This window comes from Pseudomonas sp. NPDC088414 (assembly GCF_044753325.1).
Classification (GTDB): domain Bacteria; phylum Pseudomonadota; class Gammaproteobacteria; order Pseudomonadales; family Pseudomonadaceae; genus Aquipseudomonas.
Map to the genome: position 1 here is coordinate 552,691 of NZ_JBIVMY010000001.1, position 21,002 is coordinate 573,692.

22 protein-coding genes and 1 pseudogene are annotated in these 21,002 nt (G+C 50.4%); 13 read left to right on the plus strand and 10 right to left on the minus strand.

The annotated features are described in order from the left end of the window. The first annotated feature begins 242 nt into the window (after positions 1-242). On the plus strand, positions 243-692 hold the full coding sequence (locus ACIP8I_RS02480) for a low affinity iron permease family protein (protein ID WP_007961001.1): 450 nt from the start codon (positions 243-245) through the stop codon (positions 690-692). Between the two features lie 324 nt (positions 693-1,016). Here the strand turns inward: ACIP8I_RS02480 and ACIP8I_RS02485 are convergent, their stop codons facing one another. Then, positions 1,017-1,685: an isochorismatase family protein gene (locus ACIP8I_RS02485; protein ID WP_007961000.1), complete on the minus strand. Its 669-nt coding sequence runs from the start codon at positions 1,683-1,685 to the stop codon at positions 1,017-1,019. Positions 1,686-1,936: 251 nt separating this feature from the next. Between ACIP8I_RS02485 and ACIP8I_RS02490 the strand changes: the two genes are divergently transcribed. The 3 genes from ACIP8I_RS02490 to ACIP8I_RS02500 all read left to right on the plus strand — a co-directional run bounded on the left by ACIP8I_RS02490 (position 1,937) and on the right by ACIP8I_RS02500 (position 4,877). After that, a complete protein-coding gene (locus ACIP8I_RS02490) occupies positions 1,937-2,200 on the plus strand; it encodes a hypothetical protein (RefSeq protein WP_007960998.1) in 264 nt (87 codons plus the stop codon). Between the two features lie 655 nt (positions 2,201-2,855). Continuing rightward, complete coding sequence (locus ACIP8I_RS02495; RefSeq protein WP_400758384.1) at positions 2,856-4,346, plus strand: diguanylate cyclase; 1,491 nt, start codon at positions 2,856-2,858, stop codon at positions 4,344-4,346. A 258-nt stretch (positions 4,347-4,604) separates the two neighbouring features. Further along, positions 4,605-4,877, plus strand: coding sequence for a hypothetical protein (locus ACIP8I_RS02500; RefSeq protein WP_400758385.1), 273 nt, complete (start codon positions 4,605-4,607; stop codon positions 4,875-4,877). A 199-nt stretch (positions 4,878-5,076) separates the two neighbouring features. Here ACIP8I_RS02500 and ACIP8I_RS02505 read toward each other — a convergent pair whose 3' ends face one another. Next, complete coding sequence (locus tag ACIP8I_RS02505; protein ID WP_081755178.1) at positions 5,077-5,316, minus strand: hypothetical protein; 240 nt, start codon at positions 5,314-5,316, stop codon at positions 5,077-5,079. Between the two features lie 177 nt (positions 5,317-5,493). On the opposite strand from ACIP8I_RS02505, the gene ACIP8I_RS02510 reads away from it, so the two are divergent. Then, a complete protein-coding gene (locus ACIP8I_RS02510; protein WP_400758387.1) occupies positions 5,494-5,823 on the plus strand; it encodes a hypothetical protein in 330 nt (109 codons plus the stop codon). Between the two features lie 191 nt (positions 5,824-6,014). Here ACIP8I_RS02510 and cydB read toward each other — a convergent pair whose 3' ends face one another. From cydB to ACIP8I_RS02525, 3 genes are all read right to left on the minus strand, one after another. Beyond that, positions 6,015-7,040 (minus strand): cytochrome d ubiquinol oxidase subunit II, encoded by a 1,026-nt coding sequence (cydB, locus tag ACIP8I_RS02515; RefSeq protein ID WP_400758389.1) that lies wholly within the window; start codon positions 7,038-7,040, stop codon positions 6,015-6,017. A 12-nt stretch (positions 7,041-7,052) separates the two neighbouring features. Next, entirely contained in the window at positions 7,053-8,429 is a 1,377-nt protein-coding gene (locus tag ACIP8I_RS02520) for a cytochrome ubiquinol oxidase subunit I (RefSeq protein ID WP_400758390.1), read from the minus strand. Positions 8,430-8,671: 242 nt separating this feature from the next. After that, the gene (locus tag ACIP8I_RS02525) at positions 8,672-8,929 is read right to left on the minus strand and encodes a hypothetical protein (RefSeq protein WP_400758392.1); all 258 of its coding nucleotides are present in this window, start codon (positions 8,927-8,929) and stop codon (positions 8,672-8,674) included. A gap of 224 nt (positions 8,930-9,153) precedes the next feature. Between ACIP8I_RS02525 and ACIP8I_RS02530 the strand changes: the two genes are divergently transcribed. The 3 genes from ACIP8I_RS02530 (at position 9,154) to ACIP8I_RS02540 (ending at position 11,978) form a co-directional block, all read left to right on the plus strand. After that, positions 9,154-9,675 carry a cupin gene (locus tag ACIP8I_RS02530; RefSeq protein WP_400758393.1) on the plus strand — a complete coding sequence of 174 codons (522 nt, stop codon included), beginning with the start codon at positions 9,154-9,156 and terminating at the stop codon, positions 9,673-9,675. A 474-nt stretch (positions 9,676-10,149) separates the two neighbouring features. Then, the gene (locus ACIP8I_RS02535) at positions 10,150-11,592 is read left to right on the plus strand and encodes an ATPase domain-containing protein (protein WP_400758567.1); all 1,443 of its coding nucleotides are present in this window, start codon (positions 10,150-10,152) and stop codon (positions 11,590-11,592) included. A gap of 23 nt (positions 11,593-11,615) precedes the next feature. Then, positions 11,616-11,978, plus strand: a complete 363-nt coding sequence (locus tag ACIP8I_RS02540; protein ID WP_007960977.1) for a response regulator — start codon at positions 11,616-11,618, stop codon at positions 11,976-11,978. Between the two features lie 129 nt (positions 11,979-12,107). Here ACIP8I_RS02540 and ACIP8I_RS02545 read toward each other — a convergent pair whose 3' ends face one another. Beyond that, the gene (locus ACIP8I_RS02545) at positions 12,108-13,247 is read right to left on the minus strand and encodes an ATP-binding protein (RefSeq protein WP_400758395.1); all 1,140 of its coding nucleotides are present in this window, start codon (positions 13,245-13,247) and stop codon (positions 12,108-12,110) included. 175 nt (positions 13,248-13,422) lie between these two features. Here ACIP8I_RS02545 and ACIP8I_RS02550 point away from each other — a divergent pair, with 175 nt between their 5' ends. Then, positions 13,423-13,782, plus strand: a complete 360-nt coding sequence (locus ACIP8I_RS02550; protein ID WP_045121948.1) for a response regulator — start codon at positions 13,423-13,425, stop codon at positions 13,780-13,782. Positions 13,783-14,201: 419 nt separating this feature from the next. Here the strand turns inward: ACIP8I_RS02550 and ACIP8I_RS02555 are convergent, their stop codons facing one another. Continuing rightward, on the minus strand, positions 14,202-15,371 hold the full coding sequence (locus ACIP8I_RS02555; protein ID WP_400758397.1) for an ATP-binding protein: 1,170 nt from the start codon (positions 15,369-15,371) through the stop codon (positions 14,202-14,204). Next, entirely contained in the window at positions 15,361-16,179 is an 819-nt protein-coding gene (locus ACIP8I_RS02560; protein WP_400758399.1) for an alpha/beta fold hydrolase, read from the minus strand. Before ACIP8I_RS02560 ends, ACIP8I_RS02555 begins: the two co-directional genes overlap by 11 nt. Positions 16,180-16,353: 174 nt before the next feature. On the opposite strand from ACIP8I_RS02560, the pseudogene ACIP8I_RS02565 reads away from it, so the two are divergent. Next, positions 16,354-16,494, plus strand: a pseudogene (locus tag ACIP8I_RS02565) (transposase domain-containing protein); the annotation flags it as partial. 406 nt (positions 16,495-16,900) lie between these two features. Here ACIP8I_RS02565 and ACIP8I_RS02570 read toward each other — a convergent pair. Together ACIP8I_RS02570 and ACIP8I_RS02575 are read right to left on the minus strand one after the other, a co-directional pair. Next, positions 16,901-17,266: a histone-like nucleoid-structuring protein, MvaT/MvaU family gene (locus ACIP8I_RS02570; protein ID WP_007960970.1), complete on the minus strand. Its 366-nt coding sequence runs from the start codon at positions 17,264-17,266 to the stop codon at positions 16,901-16,903. Between the two features lie 168 nt (positions 17,267-17,434). Then, on the minus strand, positions 17,435-17,734 hold the full coding sequence (locus tag ACIP8I_RS02575) for a hypothetical protein (RefSeq protein ID WP_400758401.1): 300 nt from the start codon (positions 17,732-17,734) through the stop codon (positions 17,435-17,437). A 435-nt stretch (positions 17,735-18,169) separates the two neighbouring features. Between ACIP8I_RS02575 and ACIP8I_RS02580 the strand changes: the two genes are divergently transcribed. From ACIP8I_RS02580 to ACIP8I_RS02590, 3 genes are all read left to right on the plus strand, one after another. Beyond that, positions 18,170-18,601, plus strand: a complete 432-nt coding sequence (locus tag ACIP8I_RS02580; RefSeq protein WP_400758403.1) for a LexA family protein — start codon at positions 18,170-18,172, stop codon at positions 18,599-18,601. Then, entirely contained in the window at positions 18,588-19,868 is a 1,281-nt protein-coding gene (umuC, locus tag ACIP8I_RS02585; protein ID WP_400758404.1) for a translesion error-prone DNA polymerase V subunit UmuC, read from the plus strand. Before ACIP8I_RS02580 ends, umuC begins: the two co-directional genes overlap by 14 nt. A 317-nt stretch (positions 19,869-20,185) precedes the next feature. Beyond that, entirely contained in the window at positions 20,186-20,971 is a 786-nt protein-coding gene (locus ACIP8I_RS02590) for an HNH endonuclease (protein WP_400758406.1), read from the plus strand. The last annotated feature ends 31 nt before the right edge of the window (positions 20,972-21,002 follow it).

A 21,002-nucleotide genomic window follows, 5' to 3' on the forward strand; every position in this document is an offset into this window, starting at 1 on the left:
GAGAGTTCAATACGGTTGATGAGCGTAGATTGAGACCTCGTCAGGGGAGCATTGAACTGCCCTCCTTACGGCTCTGTTTTCGAGATAGACAATGCCCAATGTACCAATGATTCAGGAGGAGAGGGAACGGGAGGGTTCTGAATTCCTCTTTTAAAAACTGTCTGACGAGCGGTGAAATTGTAAGAAAGAATTTCAGACGTTTTGGATGGTCTACCTCATACCTATTGATCGAGTTCGCAATCATGAAATTTGCACGTTTTTGCCAAGCCCTATCCAACTGGGCTGGCAGCTCAAAAACCTTCCTTGCCGCAATCGCCTTGATAGCGGTTTGGGGGTTGACCGGGCCGTACTTCCATTACAACGACACCTGGCAACTTATCATCAACACGTCTACCACCATCATCACATTCCTGATGGTATTCCTAATCCAGAACACCCAAAACCGCGACAATGACATCCTGCATCTCAAGATTGACGAACTGATACGAGCAACAAAGGATGCCCAAAATGCGGCGCTCTGCTTGGAACAAATGGGCTCAAGAGACCTACGTAAACTCCGCGATCAATACAGTTCCCTCGGGAACAATGAGCAGGTCAATCTGGATTCTGTCGGAGCAGCGCAGTCAGTTAGTATTGTTGCTCCTATTGATTCAACGGATCTTGAATCGGATACGAACCGTATGCAGCGGTAAGGGTCTCGACTTGTCCCCAATTCATGCCACGTGGGGAGGAGATGGAAAGAAGATATAGAGTGCGAATCAATGTTTTGAGCTACGATTTGATCGTTCCCCTCGCTGTTCGCAGCTCGATCAGCTCGTCCCTGATGCGATCGGCGAGGAGGACACTTCCCTCCCCTGTTGACTCGTCGGTTCCAAATGTTGAAAAGGTGCTGTTTAAATATGCACCTCTAGGTCGTGCTCAGTATTCATGTCATGACGGAGCTGAAAAAGGGCGCCGAAGCGCCCAGCGTTGCAAACGTCCTGTCAATACCCCTAGCATCTGAATGATAGGAATTTTTACCGATATTTATCCAGGTGAGTCTCTGCGCCCTCCTTTACCACCGCTTGAGCTTTACCAAAGCTTTCCATCAGACACTTGTATTCTGGGCACACGTGATCAGCGAGTATTTCAGCGAAACGCGAACCTTCTGCGCGATTCCAGGTCTGCATCAATTCAGCCACGATGGCGAATGTATCAGTCGGAATCGCCCCAGCCTGAACTACGCGAGCGATTGTGGTATCAGTTGCCAGCTTGCTCCAGTTCCCGGAAGCGTCAACAACACAATACGCCTTGTAACCCGCTTGAACCGCGCTGACTGCAGGAAAGGCCATGCAAACGCTTGTAAGCGTGCCAGCGATGATGAGCGTCTTTCGACCAGTCTTCTCAACCGCCTCGACAAAGAGAGGATTGTCCCATGTGTTGATTTGGCCTGTGCGCGGTACATATACCGCGTGAGGAGCATGCTGATGGATTTCGGGAATCAGTGGGCCGTTTGGCCCGTCAGGCACCGACGCTGTGGTGATCACAGGGATGTTCAACAGTGTCGCCGTTTTTGCGATAGCTATCACGTAATTACGGAGATCGGGGATGGGCACGTCCCGTACAGTGTTAAATAAACCACTCTGGTGGTCGATGAGCAAGATGACAGCATCGTCTGGGTCTAGCATTCCATTTTGGGTGGTCATGTTATTGCCTCGTCTGTCTGTGTTTGACGCTGAAATACCTCACCAAATGCATGAGGCCATTCAACTCTAGACCAACAAAACGATTGCGTGTGGAAGGCACAATGGAGACATCCTCGGCCTAAAACCATGGCGCCTATGATCGGCAAGGCGAGCAGTACGCTACCCCAACGTGGGTCGTGACTCGTATAAATGCGTGGCATGCTCTAGAGATACATTTGATACCTGCATGTTCGAAATTCTGGAGGGTTGTGATGCCATTGAGCTACAAAAAGCGTGCAACCTACGATGTGATGTCAGGGCACGTTCCGATCGGTCGCATAATCGCCGGGCAATACTATGATTGGCCCTACGACGCTTGGGAGCGAGGTGAAGGGCCGGATCTTTCAACCGTCACGGGCACCTTCGACGGGAAATTTTTTCGCTACAACGGCAGTAAGAATGCTCGCTTCCAGAACGGAGTGCTCATTCGTGAAAGCGACAGTGCCATTTTCAAGCTTGTGGAGTTAGAGCCCTAAGCCGTATGAGCGAGACTCGGTTTGCAATTTAAGAATGCTCGCCCTCGCTTTTGTCTACTACACTGCAAGAAATACGGAGGGCGGATATGAAATTTCTCGTCTGTGGCGTCGAAAGTATAGTGCAGGTAAAATTAAGTGGGTTAGGAGTTGCTGCAATCAAGGATGTCGGAGCTTTCGCATCTTGGTCAATTTTGTTGAAAAGATCGTTTATTCAAAACCGGACTTCAGCATCTGAAATACAAGAAGCTAGTTTGAGCAAATTCCACTCGACACTTAAACTAATCATACATCTTGTTAGGATTACAACGTGCCAATACTCGAAGACCCTCGACATTGATAATTGCATCAAAGCCCATCATTTAGACATTCTTTCAAGCAAGCAGTTACATGTCTCGCGAATCACCTGCAAAAATCAGCACCTTTGCATAAGCAAGGCCAAGCGAGCGACCGCCCAAGCAAAGCCCAACTTTCATAATAAATTTGAGCTACCTTTTATGCATCGAGAATCTTGACGCTTTTTGATACCAAATCATTTTTTTCATGTCAAGAGTAAATTTAGAGATTTTTATAAACCTACACCATGGTAATGATCATGCTGACGGTTGAACGAGACCACGCTAACTTACGCAGGCAAGGTTTTTCATAAGGAAATGATGTGAAGCGTGACATCCATCTTGTTCTTCTGTTATTAGCCATCATTGGTCTCTCCCTTGTTTCTCTGACTACGTGGAAAGTGGGGACTTCAAGAGAAAGGGCCTTGCAAGAGGCTGATACTCATGGCTTGAATATTGCTCAGGCATTGACTACCTACTCGGAAGGCGTTGTTAGACAAAGCTCGCTGCTTTTGCTTGACCTAGTGGAAAGGCTTGAAACCGAGGGTAGTGAGCCAATTACAATCAAGCGATTGAACGCTCTCATTGAACAGCAACAGCCGCTAATGCCCCAATTAAGCGGCATCACTATTTACGACCGACAGGGCCAATGGTTGCTATCTTCAAACCAAGCCATTCCCGCTGGGGCGGACAGCAGTGGTCGAGCCTTTTTTATTCACCACTACTCTGACCCATCTCGCGAAACCTTTATTGGTTCGCCCATTCGCAGTCACTCAAATAAAGAATGGGTCATTACCATCAGTCGCCGCTTCAACGACACCCACGGTGCCTTCGCTGGCGTGGTAGCAGTTACTCTAGGCGTTGAAAACTTTCTAAAGCTTTTTGGAAAAATCGACCTCGGACGAGATGGAGCCATTGGGCTATCTTCCACCGATGGAACACTTTTAGTTCGGTATCCATTTCGAGAGGAAGACATGGGGCGCAATTTTTTGCATTCGCCGATTTATGAACGTTACCTGGTAGATCAGTCAGCAGGAACGGCATCGTTCATATCGAGTCTGGACGGTGTAGAGCGACTTTATGCTTTTCGCAAAAGCGATGAACAACCATTAATCACCACTGTCGCTCTGGGTAAGCGAGAAGCTTTGACCGCCTGGCGAATGGAGGCAATGTTGTCCTTTGTAGTGGTAGGAAGCCTGATGGTTATCACCGCTATTATCTGTTGCTTGTTGATTAGGCATATTCACAGACGGATCAAAGTGGAAGCGGAATTGCGGATCACTCAGCAACAGCTTGTTTCATCTAATCGGCAATTGGAATTGCTGGCAATGAAAGACGCATTGACGGGACTCGCGAACAGACGCTGCTTTGATGAGACTCTGGCAATAGAAACACGTAGGTCTCGCAGGGAAGGCGTTTCCTTGGCGTTATTGATGATCGACATCGACCATTTCAAGCTTTTCAACGATTCCCTTGGGCACATTGCAGGTGACGCTTGTCTACGATTGGTCAGTAGACTGCTAGAAGAATGCGTACGTCGCCCGCAGGACTTGGTCGCGCGTTATGGTGGAGAGGAGATGGGCATTATTATGCCCAATACTGATAGGGCAGGTGCTACGGTCGTAGCAAAAATGATTTTGAATCGGCTGTTTAAAGAGAATATTTTCCATCCCAGCAGCCCTTTCGCGCGCGTGACGGTGAGTATTGGCATTGCGGTTGCCGATGGAGGCCTGATCCAATCACAGCAGTTGGTCGAAGCAGCAGATGCGGCGCTCTATGAGGCTAAAGCGGGAGGTCGAAATCAGTTCCAGTAGCTTGGCCCCTACGAAAAAAGCTATTTTGAACTGCCCATGCAAATCCCGAAGATCCGCAAACGTCAGATTTGGGGTTCCTGAGGCATTCAGCAGTCCATTTGCACCTAAGCGCAGAACGCTTGCACTGATCAGCGAGCCACTTTACTTGCAGACTGTTTTTGCTTTCGTTGCGTGAACCTGTTTGAAAGTTGCCAGCACACCCGACACGCTTTCCAAGCGTACGCTATGATGAAAGGGAATTAACCATAAGGAAGTGACATGCCAGCCATCCGGATGACTGCCATTCTCACGCTTGCGGTGACAATCTCAGCTGCGGCTATTTCTGCTCGTTTCGTAGGAGAGCAGATTGAGTACCTTTATGAAAAGCTTGCTCCACCCGCACAGAATTTTGATTTCGCTACCGATTTTTTGCCCACTGTCAAACCTCTTCCATCCCTGGAAGACCAGCTGACGCAATCTTTTCAGAGCACTGCTTCACCAGCAATGGTGGATTTTCGTATAGAAAAAGCCTTGATTCGCTCATCACAATAATTTCACATTTCCTGGTGTACCGTGGCGAAAGCTCCTTCTGGTTGATCGTCGGCCCGCACCCCCTTGCGGGCCTTTTTTTAGCTGAACATCGTTCAATCGCTATAAGCCCTTCCTCACCTCTCGCGGGTTTCACCCTGTGCTGGTCGTACACCGTGCGCCTTTTCTCAAGAAGAGGTTCTGGCATAAGCTAGGTTCGCCTTCAGCGAGGATCCTGCTGTTGATCCATTACAGCATTGTCAGTTTCTTCCTTGATTCGATCAGGATCGAGTCCGACGTCGTCGTCATCAAGCGGGCGTTCACCTTCATTATCGGGAAGTTCGTCTATCCCGCCTTCTTTGCTTGGGTCGACCTCTGTACGGCCTGGACTCAATGGATCGGGCGATGTTGGTACCGGATCATCCTCTTGCTTACCGCCTTGTAGTCTCGGATCATTGCTCATACACACCTCTCATTACCCCCAATATTGGGGGCGTGTAGGTTGGAGAAGCTTACGGATAGGGGCGTTCGATTTATTGGCGTACCGATTGTCGACAAGCATACACCTGCCTTTTGGTCATCTCGCTGGAACGTAACATCTAGCCTTTTCTCTACCTCTTACGTAGGTAGGAGGTGATGGATGAAAATAGTTACACCAGACGGTCGTTATTTCGTTGTCAAGGGCCAGCTGTGGCGTTGCAGCAATCCTTCGCTGACAGAAGAACTTCGGCAGAAACTCGTAAGCGAGCTTATGGCCGCACGGCGTGAGGTAAAAGAAGCTAAGGCTTCGCAGGATACATCGCGAATGAAACACGCTCGGGAAAGAGTACAAAAAGCCAAGGTGGCGCTCGGTGAACGAGGCCCTGTATGGTGGATAGATGGCAGTCCCGATCTCAACAGGCATCGGGTTAGTAAATCCCCTTATGCCGCGTGGCTCAGCACGGTGCCTGAACGCGCGAATAAAGACTGAGTGTCCTATAAACGTTCCGTGCCGGTTGCTGACCACAGCATGGGAATACTTCACCGGAACGGCTTGCCGTGTTCAACGCCGTAATCCCGCCTCCAGTACGCGATTTTGCTTTCGATTTCAGGCAACAGCTTGATATAGCACAAGGCTTGCTCAGATCCGTGAGCTAAAGGCCAAGTTAATCCTCGGCTGCCTCACCGGCGTTCTTGGCTTTCCCGTCTCTTTACACCCACCCGAACCTTGCCGCTAAAAATGCTGAAACCGAAGGTGTTGTAAAGAAGAGTTATAGGAATCAACACAGCAAAACCTATAAGCATGAAAACTTGGCTATTGGGACTCGATGCAGCAGCATCCAACGTTAGGTGTGGTGGAACAATGAGTGGGTAGAGTGTCACGATCATCAAAGCAAAAGCCAATGTGAAAACGCCCAATGCAGCAACCAGTGGAAGAAAATCAAAACGACTTCTCAGTCCCGTCAAAAAACAGATCAATAAAGACATGACTGCTGCAGTTGCGGGTATCCACACACTAGGAGCTGTAAGGCGTTGCGCGTATCGACTGTCCAGTGTCGTAGTCCACCCGACCAAAACCATTAATAAAATGAGCGCGAGAACAGTCAATGCCTCAGCATGACGCCGGGATCGGCGCTGCAGTTCCCCGAACGTGCGCCAATAAAGCCAGCAGGCCCCCAACCATGTGTAGCCGACTACCAACACCACCCCGCAGTAGAGTGGAAAGGGATTAAGCCATTCATCGCCACTTCCCGCGTATTGGCCAGCGTCATCGGGTACACCCTGTACAAGCGTACCTAGCACAATGCCCTGCGCCCCGCCAGCGAAGAGACAGCCGCACATCTGAAAGCAGTCGACCATACGTTTGATACGCTCATTGGGTGCGTGATCACGATACTCCAATGCCATCGCGCGCAATATCAAAGCCAAAAACATCACGATAAAGGGGATATAGAGGGCGGGTAGCAAGATAGCGTAGGCCATCGGAAAAAGCGCAAGCAAGCCGCCTCCTCCCAATACAAGCCACGTTTCATTTGCATCCCATATCGGCAAGATCGTAACAGCCATCGCTCGCCTCTCCTCAGGCCTCGATGTGAGTCCCATCAACACCCCAACACCAAGATCGGTGCCATCGAGCAGCACATAGTTGAGCGCCGAAAAAACTAGGGCTCCGGCAGAGAGCAAGATTACCCAGTCGTTATCCAACATGGGATTGGCTCCTCATGAGCGATCAGTCTCGTCTGCGAGGGACGGTTGCGGCCCTACTTCGTCTTCACCCGGTGGCTCTCGCAGTGTTCTTATCAATACCCAAAAGCCAATGCCGAAAATAAGTAGGTAAAAAACCAGAATGATCCAGGTTGAATGAATGACTTGGTGACGTGAAACTGAGGACAAACTATCCGATGTGCGCAGCAAACCGAAAATGGTGAATGGCTGACGTCCTACTTCGGTCACTACCCAGCCACTGAGCATTGCAAGAAACCCGGCGGGAGCCATCAGCACACATCCTTTAAACATCCAGCGCGCCGAATACAATCGCCGCCGCCACCGTAACACCAGGCTGACTAAACCCATACCGGTCATCAGCAGACCAAAACCGACCATAACGCGAAAGGCAAAAAACACCACCGGCACTGGAGGAATCTCGTCAATCGGGAATTCATCCAGTGCAGCAATGGTGCTAGTCAGATCGTGGTGGAGGTAGAGAGAACCAATGCGTGGAATTGCCAATTCCCAAAAATTGCGTTGCTCAACCATGTCTGGGATGGCGAACACCCGTAGAGGTTCGCCCTCACCCTCTGCTGGGCGCGTCCAGGAGCCCTCTATGGCTGCGACTTTCTGCGGCTGCACCTTGAGGCTGTGCTGCCCGTGAAGGTCACCCACAATCATCTGCAACGGGGAAAATGCAACGACCATCCAAAGAGCCATTGAAAACTGCAGCCGCGTTCGGGAGTTCTGAGATTGGCCTAATAGTTGCCAAGCGCTTATGCCGGCCACCAAGGTGGCAGTACCCAGAAACGCAGCCAGCGTCATATGAACTAATCGATAAGGAAATGAAGGATTGAAGATGATTGCCCACCAATCATCTGCAATGAACCGTCCGTCTGCACCGATGGTGTAGCCAGCAGGCGTTTGCATCCAGGAATTCGCCGCAAGTATCCAAAAAGCGCTGATCAGCGACCCGACGGCAACAGCGCAGGTGGAAAAAAAATGCAGGCGGGGGCCAACCTTCTTCAGGCCGAACAGCATAATGCCGAGGAAGCCTGCCTCCAGAAAAAAAGCAGCTAGTACCTCGTAAAACATCAACGGCCCTAAAATATCGCCAGCTTGGGTCGAAAGCCGTGACCAATTCAAACCAAACTGATATTCCAGAATCAAGCCGGATGCAGTACCAATTGCGACGTTGAGGGCAAACACTTTCAGCCAGTAAAGGTAGACGTCCAGATAGATCTTTCGCCCGCGCCAAAGCCAAAGTGCTTCGAGCACCATCAAAAAATTCGCCAGCCCGATCGTTAGCGCAGCGAGCACGATATGAAAACTGATAGTTATCGCGAATTGCGCCCGTGCAGCAACCAACGCCGAATCAATCGAATTCATATTTACGCTCACGTGGGGTCATCGAAAGCTTCCCTTACGATCAAAGGTGGGAAAACGACGTCCACTGTCTACGAGCGAGACGTCTCCGCTCAAGCTCGAAGGGGGCGACTGCGGCCTGAAGGGGATAAGTTTCCAACAAAGGTATATCCGCAGTCATGCAGCCGGTGCGTGCCCACAGAGGTCACATGCTCATGCCCTACGCTCCTTCCTGAAATCGTAGAACGATTCAAGCCCCCTCCTTTTCACTCCCGCTTGGCAAAAGAATCGCAGCCCGCGACGGCTTGGAGATACGCCTGATCTGCCTCTTTTCGCAGATCTCTGTGCTCCTCCCAACTGACGAGATGTTGTCGATCCATCTCATCGGCCTGGCGTAGCAATTCTTCGTGATAGGCATCCGGGCAGTTCATTCGCAGAACGCTATTTTCCAACGCCCGATGCCATGATTCCAAGGCATTCAGTTTTTGTTCCTGCTCTCGTGTCAGGGTGTTGTAAGCGTTCATGACTGAATGCATTCCGGAGTGTTTTTGTTTGGATGGGACGGCAGCGATAGGCGTTCAAGCCGCCTGACCAAAGGTGTCATCCATCGGCTGGTATCAACTCATTTGAATTTTCATTTCAAATGCTCGCTCTCATGGATATATCAATAAAAATTCGGATGGCCTTCATGACGTTCCTCCCAGGTTCTGCCAAATAAAGACTATCGAAACCAATCGGAGAAACTTTCATGGCTAGAGCGCAATCCATAAATTCGCATGTGCAGGCACTATTATTGGAGCGTAACGACTGGGTGCCTAATAACCCAAAGCTTGCGGTACTCATTTATTTCCAAGCCGTGCGCTATGACAAAGTCGATCCAGCAGGTTTTTTCGAGGAAATCTTTGAGTCAAATGGATGGCCTCCACAGTGGCGATATGGCATCTACGATTACCACCATTACCACACAAAGGGACATGAGGTTTTGGGTGTCGCAAAGGGCAATGCACGTTTGATGCTAGGTGGCCCTGGAGGCCAGGTATTGGAGGTCACCGTTGGCGATGTCCTATTGCTCCCTGCGGGCACAGGCCACTGCAATATAGGATCGAGTGATGATTTTCTGGTAGTCGGGGCATATCCTCCGGGGCAGAGCGCGGATATTTGCCGAGAAGCGCCGACATCAGATCAATTGGCGAACATTGCAAAATTACCCTACCCCAAACGAGATCCCGTTCAAGGCTTCGAAGGTGCGGTGCTCCGATACTGGACTTGAATGACTTTTTTGATTTTCAAACCCAATTACATCAAGGTCACATATTATGTGTATTTATACGGATACCTTGTAATTTTCAACGCTCATCTCTTCTGCGGCTAACCATTTTTCAGACTGCACGGTGAATACGTCACTTCCACATGTTTTCGGTCATTTCCCCAACACGGCCAAACACAACCTTAGGCGTGTGCAAACATTTCGACGTTGAGAGCATTGGCTCTTTTGGCTGGCTTCTGGACACTTTTTTGCCTCAGGTTGCCCTTCCCAACACCTCCCTTGTGGATAGATATCCAACGCTGGCAAAGCGACGATTGAAGCATAACCGTCGCTAACCGACCGAAAGTAGTGTTCACGTGCCCATTTCACGGGATCAAAGGGATAGGTAGCTCACGCTTTCGAGACGGTCTGAATAGCTCCCAAGCGAAATTGGCGGTAGCATCCTATAAATAGATAGTTTTTTTGGATCAGGGTCGCATTGTGGAACAGCTAAAACGCCTTCAAAGTGGAATAGAAGGGCTCGATGCTCTGCTCAAGGGCGGCCTAGTCGAGGGAGCTTCATACATAATCCAAGGACGCCCGGGGTCTGGAAAAACGATCCTCGCCAACCAGCTCGGGTTTCATCATGCAAAGAATGGCGGACGGGTTCTGGTCGCCACACTGTTGGCTGAATCCCATGATCGCCTTTTTCAGTACCTCTCGACGTTAAGCTTTTTCGACTCTTCAAAAGTCGGGGCTGAAATACAATTTGTCAGCGCATTCGATACTCTGGAAAACGAAGGGCTAGGCGAGGTAGTGAAATTGCTTCGGCGAGAAATAAGTCGCCAAAAAGCCACCGTTATGGTGGTGGACGGTCTGCTCAATGCCCGCTCAAAAGCTGACTCGCACATAGATACCAAGAAATTCATTTCAGAGCTGCAAGGACATGCCGCTTTCGCTGGCTGCACGGTGCTCTTTCTTACCAGCTCTCGTCTCGACGATGGCAGTCCTGAGCATACCATGGTCGATGGTGTGATTGAGATGGGCGAGGAGCTATACGGTACTCGCTCAGTGCGGCGAATTCAGCTCCGAAAAACTCGTGGCAGCGCAGCAATGACTGGGCTTCACGAATGTGAAATTACCGAAAATGGTTTTGTGGTTTACCCTCGACTCGAAAGTCTTTATAGCCACCCGTCCTCCCCCGACAGTGCGGACATGACGCGCATAGCCAGTGGCATTAAGTCATTGGACGACATACTAGGTGGCGGTCTGCACAGTTCGAGTGTTTCCTTGGTAATCGGCCCCTCGGGTACAGGTAAAACAACCCTTGGCTTGAAATTTCTGGCTGAGTCTACCGTGGAAGCTCCGGGACTACATTTTGGTTTTTATGAAAGTCCGCAACGATTGAGACTCAAAGGCCAATCATTGGGTATTGATATCAAGGGTATGGAGGACAGTGGTGCCCTGACTATTGCCTGGCAACCCACGACGGAAGGACTGCTGGATGGATTGGGCGCGCGACTGCTCAGTCTCGTTGAGGAAAAGGGTATCAAGCGGCTGTTCATCGATAGCCTGAGCGGGATGACGCGAGTTTCGACGAACCCTTCGCGAATTACTGACTTCTTCAGTGCTCTGATGAACGAGTTGAGATCTAGGGGGGTTACCGTCTTCGCCTCTTGGGAAATGCGCGATTTGTTTGGCTCTGAGCTCAGCGCTCCGACCTCTGACCTGTCTAGCATCGTAGACAACCTAATGCTGATGCGGCTCTTTGAGAATCACTCTGAACTTAGCAGGACGCTTTCTATTCTCAAGGTACGAGATAGCTCTTACGACCCTTCGCGATTTGAGATCGTCATACGTGATCAAGAAGTTTTCCTGAGAAAGGTTTCAAGAAATGAACCATCAGTCCTCGCTGAGTCATTGCCTGGTTCAACATCTTAAGCCTTCGTGTGGGTTGAATTGACATGACTACCATCTTGGTCGTCGACGACGAGTATTTGATCGCTGACGTTCTCGGCCTCGCGCTGGAGGATGAGGGTTTCATGGTGGTTACTGCCAGCAATGGGCGTAAAGGACTTGAGGTTCTGGAGAGAGAACGGCCTGCCCTGATCATTACCGACTTTATGATGCCGGTCATGAATGGGCTAGAGTTCGCTACAGCTGTTCGGGCTCTCCCTTCCTTTAGTCAATTGCCCATCATCCTGATGAGCGGCGCTCAGGCGCACATCGGTATGCAGAGATCTGATTTGTTTAATACAGTATTGCCGAAACCATTCAAAATCGACGTAATCATTGCCGAAGTTAAAAAGCTATTACCTCCTGATTAAGCAACAGTGCTTATAAGCGCGTCAGCAGGTGCGACTGCTTCAGTCGAACGCGTTCGCTAGCGAACGCCCTGTCAGTCAGACTATGCATGGTAGCTGCATGTAGTGATATAAATCGGCTTCGGATGTGGCTCATGAAGTCTCCTGTTGATGAATGGGGAGACGAACGCGGAACAGCGTGCCATGCTCGACTGTTGATTCCACCTCTATCGTGCCTGCATGCCTTTCCACAATTTGAGACGCGATGAATAATCCCAGCCCTAACCCGGAGTAAGCCCCCGACTTTGTACCAGGTGCTTTCGAATAGCGAGCTTCTGGATTGAATAGGGACGGCAGCTCGCCTCGGGGAATGGGCGCTCCATGATTTTGCACACAGAAGCAGGCAGTGTGGCCATCGCTATTCAGCGTCACGCTGATCGGATGCTGGATATTGCCATGCCAAGCTGCGTTTCCGATCAGGTTCGAAAATACCTGTGCAATTCGGGAAGGGTCGAACTTGCCAGTTATGGCACTCGTATCAAAAAATGCGATCCGCGCATTCGGGTGAGCAAGAGATACTTCGTCTACTACCGCTTGGCATACGGCAGTTAAATCGGTTGTCACTGGCTGCACAGGTATGCCTGTGCCCAAGTTGCAGCGCGCAAGATCAAGAAGGTCGTTCACCATCTGGTTAGCGCTTTGAACGCTTTTTGATATCTGCGAAATAATCATATTTCCACGGTCGCCGAGTCCTTGATTCTGGCTCAGCAGCCCCATGCCTAACGTCACCGCTCCCAATGGCGTGCGTAGGTCGTGTCCGAGCACACCCAAAACCGTCCGACGTGTGGCTTCCACCGCTTTACCATAGGTCGCGATCGACTCTACCATTGCTTGATCAATGGCTTCGTTAAAGCGAATCATGTCCGTGAGTTGCTCGTCGCTTTTGTCGGCGCCCTCAGCCAACCAGAGTCTGAGCACACTTGAACGAAGGGCTCTATATTCCGAGACTAATTGATCCATCGAAAAGCCGGCTAACAGTCGCGTGAAAGCATGCCTTTGCGCAGCGGTTTCCTCCGTGATTTTCGGCCCTAACCCATGTGATTTTTCAATCTGCTGTTGCTCGCTCTGTGAGGTACGCAAGTCAAGTGCCACAGCTCTCAGAATGTACTCGGCATGGTTTCTCAGTCCTCTGGCGTCCATGGTGGGATTAGGAGTTTCAACCGTCCGGGCGAAGTTCTCCCATGCCTGCAGAATAGGCTCGCGGTTGTCGAGGATGAAATCTGAAAGACGCATAACGATCCTTTATTTTCAAGGGTACATGAGAGTGTCAAGCAGTCGAATTTGAATGAAAAAAGTACACGGACACAAAAAAGCGCTGCTTTCGATGCAGTTAGAAGCCGCTGGTCTGGCTGAAGAAACGTTTGAGATTATGACCGTACTAAGAAAAAAATGACTGAGTTCATTGATCATGACGTGCAGTGTTTTGATTGTAGAGGATGACGAGCTATTGCGCCCTTTGACCGAGGAGGCAATCTCGTTACTCGACCTGGAAATTGTGGCGTGCCCCACGGCAGACGATGCGCTGTCGGTGCTAGAAGGCGAGTGCTCGTTGAGTCTTGTGATCACTGACATTTGCATGCCGGGGAGTATGGATGGACTTGAGCTTGCGAGGATCATTTGGAAACGTTGGCCGTATTTGCCGGTTATCCTCACCTCTGGCAATAAAGCCGTTGATGAGAAGACGTTACCCTCCAACGCAATGTTCATTCGTAAACCGTGGTCACTGGACGCCTTACATGACGCGGTTAGAAAATATGTGCCAATGTAAATCTCACTCCCCTTATACAGCGCTCGACTGACCGGCTCTCCTAGTTTCTTGCAATCCTCGCAAAAAAGGATGCTCAAGTTGAATGCTAATTTAGTGACTCGACTAAAAGTGCGAATTGGCGTGACTAGCAGAAGGCATCGACTGTGCGCTGCGTATCTGCAATCTACCGGATTCGACTTAATCGCTCGCCCCATTGCATGGCAATAATGGTGATGTGGGCAGTGCCGGAGGAACTGCACGAGCATGGTGAACCCGAAATACTCGACGACCTGGCCTCCCATCGTGGCGCCCACTTTTTGCTCGGTCAGAGCAAAAGGACATTGCCTTGGCATGTCTGGGTAAAGGTTAGGATCGCCTCGTTGCGATTTGGTTGAGATTCTACCGCCCTATTTTGCCAAAAGCGGATGTTCAATCCATGGTTAACTCAACCGAAATGTCGCAGTGAAAGTCGTACCATGCTCTAGGGAAGAATGCACTGAAACATCACCTCCATGTGCCGTGACGATTTCTCGAACGATGAACAGGCCGAGCCCCACGCTACGTAAGTCGCTATCTTTTTCTGTTCCACGTGTCATTGGCTCAAAAAGGCCATCGAGGGCTGACGCAGAAATTGCCTCGCCGAAGTTATGAACCGATAGGCTCGCTTGATCGCTGTCGACGCGAGATACCACTGTTATCGGTCGTTGCAGATCGCCGTAAGCCACACTGTTGGCGACCAGATTACCAATGATTTGTTGTAGACGATCGGCGTCAAGTTTGAAGCTTCCGTTCTCGGATCCTTGATGGATGAGCGTTGCTTCGGGAAAGGTTACCCGTAGCTCAGCAATGCTTTGAGCCGTTACGGAGTGCAAGTCGATTGTCGAGGCGGAAATTGATATCCCACGCCCCACTCTTGCCAGTGCAAAGTCCAACAAATCCGCAATCATTCGATGCGCTCTATCCGCAGAACTACTTATATGACTGAGCATCATCGCATCTTTACCGGTGGGCAGTCTGCGAGTGAGAATTTCTGCCGCCATTTTGATTGCCGTTAGCGGGTTTTTAAGGTCGTGACTGACGATTGCGACCATTTGCTCTGCGAATTGAGCCCGACGATGTGATTTTTCATAAGCGTCATTCAGCTTTGCCTGCGCTACCGACAAGGCTACGTCAGCGGCCAACTTCTCTGCCAAGAGTCCTTCCGCCAGTTGTCGAGCTTTCAGCAGCTCGCGTTCGTATTTGTCCCTATCTGCGGTACAGAACAATGCCAACTCATAGAAAACGCCCGACTCATGCTCTCGACGCACGCCATTGAGCAGCATTGAAACAATGGTTTTGTCGCGATGGATTAGGTCGAGTTTTACCTCAGCCACTGACCCCTGCATGCGCATCAACGGCGACCAGTGAGTTTGATGAAAGATGCGTCCACCCATCGTCAACAAGTCTTGAAAACGCAAACCTTCCAATTCGTTTGATTCACGACCGACCCAAGCGCTGAAGATGTGATTCGCACGCAGGATGGCGCCATCTTCTTGGGTGATGATCAATCCGCAGGGGGCGCCGTCAAAAAGCGACTGGAATTCGGGTAAAACAGGTCTATCAACTGTCATTGCCGCCTTCCGTCCAAGGTAACAGAAAGCTGTCCATCGCTTCGGAACAAGCGCTCGGCGCACTCATGTGAGGACAGTGACCAACATTCGCAACCAGACACAGTGTGCTATTAGGAAGCACTTGGTGCAGGTATTCACCGACAGCAATGGGAGCAATAATGTCGTCTGTGGATTGCAGAATGAGTATCGGCGTCGTCAAACCAGTTACATCCGCGCGGTTGTCAGACATGAAAGTCACCCGGGCAAACTGCTTTGCGATTTCCGGATCAGTACGGCAGAAGCTGTTGGTTAGCGACTCGCTCAACGCAGGTTGGCCAGGCGCGCCCATGATGACCGGAGCCATAGTGCTAGACCAGCCGAGGTAGTTGCTGTCCAGAGTGTGCAAGAGTGATTTGATGTCATCGAGCTTGAATCCCCCAACATACTCGCCTGAATCAACATAGCAGGGCGAAGGGCCAATCATCACATGAGCAACAATACGATCGTGTTGGCTACGATCGGCCAACGCACCAATCATCGCGCTGACTGAGTGACCGACCAGAATGACCGGGCCTGTAGAAAATTCGTCGATGATTTCGACTAGATCCTGGGCGTAGCCATCCAGTGAGTTGTATTTCTTGGCATCATACTCGCTCAGGTCAGATTGTCCGGCCCCTACCAGGTCATAAAGAACCACCTTGAATCGGCTCGTGAAGTGGTCAATAAGGTACGACCACATGGTTTGATCACAGCCAAAGCCGTGGGAGAAAATCAGCGTGGTAATGCCGTCACCCACTACGCTTACATTGTTGCGGCTTTGAACAGACATACTGGACGCTCCCGATGACCCAAACGAAGAATTCAGGCGCAGCACGCAGTGTAGAGAGTGGCGTCCCACGCGTCACCGGTATGATGCGGTAGTTACGAAAATTCAGATCGGGTGGTATGGCTTTTTCAGGAGCATATACTGCTGGTGACTCCTCGGCCCTGAGTGCAAAAAGTGGCGATCAAGAGTTTGATCCTGTCCGCGCGGCTCAACGGGCATGATCCGTATGCTCAGTTGAAGGATGTTCTTACACGCCTGCCGACCCAACGGACGAGTGAAATTACCAAGCTGTTGCCGCCCAGATGGGCGCCCATTTAACCGGGCAAGATCTGTTCGTCGAACGCTTGCTCCATCAAAGCGATTCTCTTCAGGCATTGGCCGAGGCAAGCAGTAGGTACGAGGATTTAGAGATTGCTACATTGATCTCATCCTGAGCGTCGCCATCCCACTCTTCGACGGGCGCCAACTCTAGTTTTAGCGCCTTTATGCGCTCTCTGATATTTGCAATTTCTTCGTCCCGGCATCGGGTGGCAATTGCCTCCCAGCTTGCTTCAGCACTACTTTTTAGATTGAAGATTCAGTCCTTGCTTTCTAATAGCTGGGCTGAAGAGCCTTTTTCAGCACAAAAACAAACGCCCCGAACAAGCCGGGGCGTTTGGTCTAAGACCTATCAGTGTGTTTTCACGCAGTCTAATCACAGCCCTTTTTTGTACTCGAACCAAAATCACTTGGTCAGCCAAGACTCAACGGTCGCGGAGCCGTGTTCAGCTTTCCAATCTTTCAACGTCTTGTGGTTACCACCCTTGGTTTCTACGACCTCGCCGGTATGAGGATTTTTATAAACCTTCAACTGACGAGGCTTGCGGCTGCCTGCTCTGGACTCGACAGCTGGAGCGCGACGGCCAGCTTGTGGGTCAAGCAGGTTGATCACATCCTTGAGGCTATAGCTGTATTTTGCGAGCAAATCGCGCAGCTTCGTTTCGAACTCAATTTCTTTCTTGAGGCCAGCATCGCCCTTGAGGGCTTCGAGAGCCTGGAGCTGTTCGGCGAGGTGTTTTTCAAGCTGGCGGAATTCGGCAAGTTTTGACATAGAAATTCTCGATGTGAGTAATACCTTGAGGTTACACCATAAATCACGGGGCGCACGTGTAAGGAGTGGCTCTTGAGGCCTTATACACGGCCGACCGATATTAATATCTGTTTGCAAGCGGCAGTAGGTCTTGGATTGGTTCCTTGTGTATGGCCGAGACTCTTATTGTTATAGATGAGTATCCGCCTCCTCAGCCGGATAAAACTCCCCCTCCTTCTCCATCCTTTCTAGCTGTTCGCGCACGATCAACTCCACGTTGGCAACTGCGGCTCGATCTTCAGGGTTGACCAATTGCAAGCACAAGCGTTGGACATTCTGATCGTGGGTGCCCTCGCTCATCATCTCGTGGGTGAAGACTTGTTTGCCACGCCAAAGGCATAGCTGGGTATGAGTTTCGCCGAGCCATATCTCATTGATTGATCTTATGTCAGTGGTAGCCAGTTGATCGACGGTGATTGTCTTATCCATGTTTTGTACCTAACCAATGAACATGTACAAATAGACTTACGGTCATAGCAGGCGTTCCAATTGCCGGCAATTCACTCGATCAACCGTCTCCCAGACTGCAGCTGGAATTAAAATCGACGTCTTGGGCTAGCGAGCGGGACTGAATTAAACGCGCCTCATATAACCTCATCGACACTCAAGCCCCTCCCACTGACCGGATAATTTCTACCACCATAGAAGGCTCGACGTTGTACCCCTCGACTGGCTAGGCGTCATAGCCGTTTATCACCAGCAACCTTGGCGCAAGCTCTTTGAGGCATTGATTCATCGACTCGTAAATCGGGTAGCGTCCGCACATGGTGTCACCCGTCGAATTGTCGTGCCTATGAGATTGACCGCAAGCGAACCAAATCGTTAACTGTATGCATATACAGTCAACTTCCTAAGGCTTGCATCATGAGCATCACCATCCTCGGCCCTCTAGCGTCTGGCGGTAGGAAGCTGCCTCTCTATTCATCCAGGGTGCCGGCAGGCTTCCCCTCCCCTGCGGCTGATCACATCGAGAAACACATTTCCCTCGATGAGCTGTTCGATATCCGCGCGCCGCACGTCTACCTGGTGAGAATTGATGGAGACAGCATGCAGGGCGCCGGAATTTATTCAGGGGATCTGGTGGTCGTTGATCGGAGCATCGATGCGGTCAGCGGTGACATAGTCATCGCAGCGCTGAACTCGGAGCCATTCTGCAAGCGCCTGCTTCTGCGTGAGAGCGCCGTGATGCTTGTATCGGAGAACCCAAAATATCCGGCAAGGCATGTCATGGAGGGCGATGAGTTGGTGATCTGGGGTGTAGTGAAATACAGCGTGCGCGATCATGACAATACGTGAGCCCGTCTTTGCCCTGATTGACTGCAACAGCTTCTACGCGAGTTGCGAGCGAGTGTTCAGACCCGACTTGGCAAAGACGCCCATTGTGGTTTTGTCCAACAACGACGGCTGTGTGATTGCGCGCAGCTACGACGCCAAGCCTTTCGTGAAAATGGGCCAGCCGTACTTCCAGATCAAAGACCATCTACGCCAGCATGGAGTCGTGGCCTTCAGCAGCAATTACGCCTTGTACGGCGACATGAGCGAGCGCGTCATGACGATCATCGAGTCGATGGTGCCGGCAATTGAGGTCTACAGCATTGATGAGGCATTCGCCGATTTGACTGGCATGCATGGAGATCTGTCCGCGTTTGGCAGGCACATGCGCTCCACGCTTCTCAAGCGCACAGGCATTCCTGTCGGAGTGGGGATAGCGCGTACGAAGACTCTCGCCAAGCTCGCTAACCACACAGCCAAACGTCTGCTGGATATTACCGGGGGCGTGGTCGATCTCTGCGATCCGTTCAAACGTGACTGGACACTGCGCAATACCGATGTCGGCGAAGTCTGGGGCATTGGCAAACGCATGAAGGCTCACCTCGAAGTCATGGGCATCAAGACAGCCATGGACTTGGCGAAAGCCAACCCGTGGATGCTTCGGCAGAAATTCAGTGTGGTGATCGAGAAAACTGCTCGCGAGCTTGCCGGCACCTCCTGTCTGGAACTGGGTGAAGCTGAACCACCCAAGCAAGAGATTTGCTGTAGCAGGATGTTCGGCACCAGGCTCACGCAGATCGAGCCGATCAAGGAGGCCGTCGCTACTTACACCCAACGTGCGGCGGAAAAGCTCAGAGCGCAAAATTCGCTGTGCAAGAAGATCCGCGTGAGTATCAGGACAGGCATGTTCAATCCCGAAGAAGCGAAATATGCGAACGGCGCGCTGGTCGAACTACCCTACCCGACAAACGATGTTCGACTCATGACCAAGGCTGCGACCGAAGCCGTCAATCGTCTGTATCGACCGGGCTTCAAGTACAGCAAAGCGGAGGTTCTGTTAATGGATCTCCGACAACCTGGCGAATTCACCGACGATTTGTTCGCGCATTCACAGCCAGTGATGGCCGACAAGGTGATGAGCGTTCTGGATGAAATCAATGGCCGCTGGGGAAAGGGAGTTCTTCGGCTGGCCAGCGTGCCGACGGCGCCTGAATGGGCTATGCGCCGGGAGTTGATGAGTCAGAGCTACACGACGAAGGTTGATCAATTGTGGACGGTGAAAGCCAAGTAGCAGGCCAACACTCTACATAAGCGGGATATCTTGACCGGCTGCTAACGGCCAAAAGCTGCCATTCACAAGAGGCTGCTTTCGACCCAAAGCTGACGGTGGGGACAGGCTGAAGTCACCCAAAAAAGGACGGTTGGGTAGCGCTTAGCAGGCCTCACTTGTGGCCTGGAGCCGCTACAAAACTAGTGGCGATTAACACATCTTTTTTATAGGAGAGCTTTGACCAAGACGGAAAATGGCTGATTGATAGCGTAGACATACTGCGAATGAGGAACTAATGTAGGTGCAAAAATAAGGATCTACTACAAGATGGTAAGTTTATGATTGAGTATTTAACAGCCTGTCATGTTTTTAATTTTTCTGAGTCGTACGCATATGCTGATAAGGTGCGAAAAGCTATTTTTGAAAATGAATATCCGGTTGACCCATTAGATGTTGCTAGTAATTTGGAAGTACAAGCCGCGAAACCTCAGCAGAAAACTATTTTGCACGATTACATTGATTATGTAATTCGTGAAGACTTGAGTTTTTATTTTGGCGGCGGTGGATGGGAGTATGAAGATGTAACTCCTGTTTTTGCCATGCTGAATTCGTATGGCATTCACTATATTACATTAGAGGAATATGTAGCGGAACAATATCGCGACGATGAGACTGGAGAAACGGTAGCAGTCACAAATGATCTTATGGATAAGATGAAGTTTCAGTACCTTAGTGAGTATTTAGAAGATATCGCTATGGACAGCCTCTCTTCTCTATTGGTGACAGAAGTTTTTACATTGCTTTTTGCTGATCGTGAAGCAATGAAAGTTTTTAATCTCAGGATAGCTGATAGCCTGGAAGATCGAACGCCTCGATGCACGTACTGGCCGAAATGGCTAGAGCGGGCGTTATTTTGTAGAGAAAAAGGTCTATGTGCAATTTGTAAGGCGGATTTAACATCTTTGTTCCATACCTATGGAAAACTGGCTATTCATCATATAGTTCCTATCGCCCTTAAAGGGGTGAATGATCCTACCAATTTGCAAGTTCTTTGCAGAAAGTGTAATGGTGAAAAAAGTGGAATGACAGTGGTTACGTCAAACTCTATGCCGGTATTTTGGTAGTGATTTTTCTTAAAAATCATACTTCTATCCA